This is a genomic window from Thiohalorhabdus sp., assembly GCF_036628635.1.
GTDB lineage: Bacteria > Pseudomonadota > Gammaproteobacteria > Thiohalorhabdales > Thiohalorhabdaceae > Thiohalorhabdus.
Window position 1 is genome coordinate 1 of sequence record NZ_JAZKRM010000089.1, and the last position, 4,078, is coordinate 4,078.

Sequence of the window (4,078 nt, forward strand, 5' to 3'; positions counted from 1 at the left end):
GTTGCGGTTTGTGTAGGAGCCCGGCTGCGCCGGGCGAGGCGTTGACGGGCCTCGGCGCCGAAGTCGACGGCTCGCCCGATGAATCGGGCTCCTACGGGGGCGGGGCTCCCGGGGTTGCGGTTTGTGTAGGAGCCCGGCTGCGCCGGGCGAGGCGTTGACGGGCCTCGGTGCTGGAAACCGACGGCTCGCCCGATGAATCGGGCTCCTACGGGGCGGAGCTCCCGGTGTTGCGGTTTGTGTAGGAGCCCGGCTTCGCCGGGCGAGGCGTTGACGGACCCCGGCGCCGAAGTCGACGGCTCGCCCGATGAATCGGGCTCCTACGGGGCGGAGCTCCCGGTGTTGCGGTTTGTGTAGGAGCCCGGCTGCGCCGGGCGAGCCGTTGCCCGACCGAGGCTCCCCCCGTGAACGGCTCGCCCGATGAATCGGGCTCCTACGGGGCATGAACCCAGGTATGGCCGTTGCCTGGACTGGGGCAAGAATGGCGATGGGTGTTTAAAAGGGAAATGGATGGCAAATAGCGACCTTACAGTCCGCGAGCTCGAGGCCGGCGAGGAGGCCCGCTGGGACGCCTTCGTGGCGCGCTGCCCGGAGGCCACCTTCTTCCACCGGGCCGGCTGGAAGCGCGTCCTGGAGCAGGGATTGGGCCATCGGGCGCCGTTCCTGCTCGCCGAGCGGGACGGCGAAGTGGCGGGCGTCCTACCCCTGGGCCACATCCGCAGCTGGCTGTTCGGCCGCTCCCTGACCTCCACTCCCTTCTGCGTCTACGGCGGGGCCGCCGCCGACTCGGAAGGGGCGCGCTCGGCGCTGGAGGACGCCGCCCGCCGCATGGCCGAGACCCGGAAGGTGGACGCCCTCGAGCTGCGCCACCGTGAGGCGCGCCACCCGGACTGGCCGGCCAAGCGCGACCACTACGCCACCTTCCGCAGGGAAATCGAGCCCGATCCGGACGCCAACTACAACCGCATCCGGCGCAAGCAGCGCGCCGAGATCCGCAAGGGCATCGCCAACGGCCTCTATGCCGAAGTGGACAGCGACCCGGAGCGGTTCTATCCGGTATTCGCCGAGAGCGTGCGCAACCTGGGCACCCCCGTTTTCCCCAAGGGGTACTTCCAGACCCTCAAGGCGGTCTTCGGGGAGGACTGCGAGATGCTTACCATTCTCCACGAGGGCCGGCCGGTCTCGGCGGTGATGAGCTTCTACTTCCGGGATGAGGTGCTGCCCTATCACGGCGGCGGTATCGCCGAGGCGCGTGACCTGCGCGCGGGGGACTTCATGTACTGGGAGCTCATGCGCCGCTCGGCGGAGCGAGGGATCCGCATCTTCGACTTCGGACGCAGCAAGGTGGACACGGGGGCCTACCACTTCAAGCGCCACTGGGGCTTCGAGCCCGAACCGCTGCACTACGAGTACCACCTGGTGCGGGCCTCCGAGGTTCCGGATCTGAGCCCTGCCAATCCCAAATACCAAGCCTTCATCGGCGCCTGGAAACGACTGCCCGTGGGCGTAAGCCGCCTTGTGGGACCCTGGCTGGCACGGAGCCTCGGTTGAGCCGCGAGCCCCTGATCTTGCTGGTGCATCGCATCCCCTATCCCCCCAACAAGGGGGACAAGATCCGCTCGTTCCATCTCCTGGACTACCTGAGCCGGCATTACTGGGTCCATCTGGGAACTTTCGTGGACGACCCCGCGGACTTTGGCTATCTTGCCGAGCTTGCCCCCTACTGCGCGGATGTCCACGCCGTGCGTCTGCGGCCCCGCTGGGCCCAGGCGAGGGCCCTCAGGGGATTGTCAAACGGGGTGCCCTTGACTGTGCCCTACTACCGCAGCCTGTCCATGGCCCGCTGGGTGCGGCGGACCCTGCGGCGGACCGGGGCCCGGCGCCTAGTGGCCTTCTCCGCCGCCATGGCGCAGTACCTGCCCGAGCCCGGGTCCGGGGGGCGCCGCATCCTGGATCTGGTGGACGTGGACTCGGACAAGTGGCGGCAGTACGCGGAGCGTCACCACGGGGTGATGGGCTGGGTCTACCGCCGCGAGGCCAGTCGGCTGCTGGCCTACGAGCGGCGTCAAGCCCTTGCCTTCGACGCCACCGTGCTGGTTTCGGAGGCCGAGGCGGACCTGTTCCGCGAGCGGGCCCCCGAGGCGGCGCACCGGGTGGAGGCCGTGACCAACGGCGTGGACACCGAGTATTTCCGGCCGGACCGGGATTACCCCAGCCCCTACGGGGCCGGGGAACGGCCCCTGGTGTTCACCGGGGCCATGGACTACTGGGCCAACGGGGACGCCGCCGCCTGGTTCGCGGAGGACGTGCTGCCCCGCATCCGCGAGCGCTTCCCGGAGGCGGTCTTCTACATTGTCGGGGCCCGTCCGACGGCGGCCGTCAAGGCCCTGGAGCGATTCCCGGGGGTGGTGGTGACCGGGGCGGTGCGCGACATCCGGCCCTACCTGGCCTATGCCGAGCTGGCCGTTGCCCCTTTGCGCGTGGCGCGCGGGGTGCAGAACAAAGTGCTAGAGGCCTTCGCCATGGACCGTCCGGTGCTGGCGACCGGGGCGGCCCTGGACGGCCTGCACCTGGAGCGTGGCTACCCCCTGCAAGGGGACACGTCCCAGGAGCTGGCCGACCAGGCGACCCTGGTGCTCACCGGCGACGCGCCCCCCGACAGCCGCATGCGCGACTGGGTGACCCGCCACTACGAATGGGCGGCCCACCTGGCGCGCTTCCGGGACCTGCTGGAGGAAGAGGCCGAAGCCGTGACCCAGCCATACCACCGGCCGCTGGAGGCTCCCTAGGTGCAGGTGCAGGTCCACATGCCCGACAGTCCCGAACCGGACACCTCCGCAGCACGCCGCTGGGCCGTCTACGGGGCCCTGGTGGCCGCGGTGCTCGCGGTGCTGCTCGCCGCCTACTGGGCCACCGCCGTGTCCATCGCGGCCATCTGGATGCGCTCGGAAACCTACGCCCACGGCTTCTTCATCCTGCCCATCTCCGGCTTCCTGGTGTGGCGCCGTCGGGGGGCGCTGGCCCGGATCACTCCGCGCATTCAATGGCTCGGCCTGCTGGGCGTGGTGGCGGCGGTCCTGCTCTGGCTCGCGGGCGATGCGGCGGAGGTCCTGGGCGCCAAGCAGTTCGCGGTGGTGGCGCTGATTCCGGCGGTAACCTGGGCCCTTCTGGGCACCCAGGTGGTTTGGGCCATCGCCTTCCCTCTGGTCTTTTTGGTGTTCGCCGTCCCCTGGGGCCAGTTCCTGGTGCCGGATCTGCAGGACTTCACCGCCTGGTTCAGCGTGCGGGGGCTGGAGCTGACCGGGATACCGGTTTTTTGGGAAGGCCGGATGATCACCATACCGGCCGGGGATTTCGAGGTGGCCGAAGCCTGCAGCGGGATCCGCTACGTGATCGCCTCCCTGGCGCTGGGCTGCCTGTATGCTTACATCACCTATCGCGGCCCGTGGAAGCGCCTGGCCTTCATCGCCCTGGCCCTGATCGTGCCCATCCTCGCCAACGGCCTGCGCGCCTACGGCATCATCATGATCGCCCACTGGAGCGACATGGGCCTGGCCACTGGGGTGGACCACCTGATCTACGGCTGGGTGTTCTTCGGGGTGGTCATGCTGATCCTGTTCTGGATCGGCTCCCTCTGGGCCGATCGGCCCGGCGTGCCCGAGGATCCGGCTCTGCGGGCCGGGCAGGTGCGGGCCACGGGTTCGGCCAGCCTCGCGGTTGTCACCCTCCTTGTGCTGGGCCTGGGAGTGGCGGGGCCGGTGGCAGCTGCCTGGACGGACGCGCTGCAGCGCCAGCTGGAGACGCGGGTGGCACTGCCCTCGGCGAATGGCGGCTGGCAGGGCCCCATGGCCCCAGTTTCCCCCTGGGAGCCCGGGTTCCAAGGCCACGACGTGACCCGCCACCGGCTCTACCGCCAGGAAGGCGACGCGGCGGCCGTCCAGGTGCTGGTGATCCATTACCGCTGGGAGCGCCAGGGGGCCGAGCTGGTCAACGAACAGAACCGTCTCCAGGGTGAGCAGTGGCATCGGGTGGCGGCGACAACCCGGCAGCCGGCGCTGGCTGGCGGCAACAATATCGGGGT

Annotated in this window: 3 protein-coding genes; all 3 read left to right on the forward strand. The window is 69.7% G+C overall.

From position 1 onward, the window contains the following. The first annotated feature begins 507 nt into the window (after positions 1-507). A complete protein-coding gene (locus V5A19_RS13695; RefSeq protein WP_332319837.1) occupies positions 508-1,548 on the forward strand; it encodes a FemAB family XrtA/PEP-CTERM system-associated protein in 1,041 nt (346 codons plus the stop codon). Next, positions 1,545-2,786 carry a TIGR03087 family PEP-CTERM/XrtA system glycosyltransferase gene (locus V5A19_RS13700; RefSeq protein WP_332327939.1) on the forward strand — a complete coding sequence of 414 codons (1,242 nt, stop codon included), beginning with the start codon at positions 1,545-1,547 and terminating at the stop codon, positions 2,784-2,786. Before V5A19_RS13695 ends, V5A19_RS13700 begins: the two co-directional genes overlap by 4 nt. Then, positions 2,787-4,078: exosortase A (xrtA, locus tag V5A19_RS13705; protein WP_332327940.1), on the forward strand; the 1,292-nt coding region annotated here is incomplete at its 3' end.

Excerpts from the sequence above, each read along its gene's own strand:
- V5A19_RS13695 (WP_332319837.1), top strand. The coding sequence starts at position 508 with ATGGCAAATAGCGACCTTACAGTCCGCGAGCTCGAGGCCGGCGAGGAG.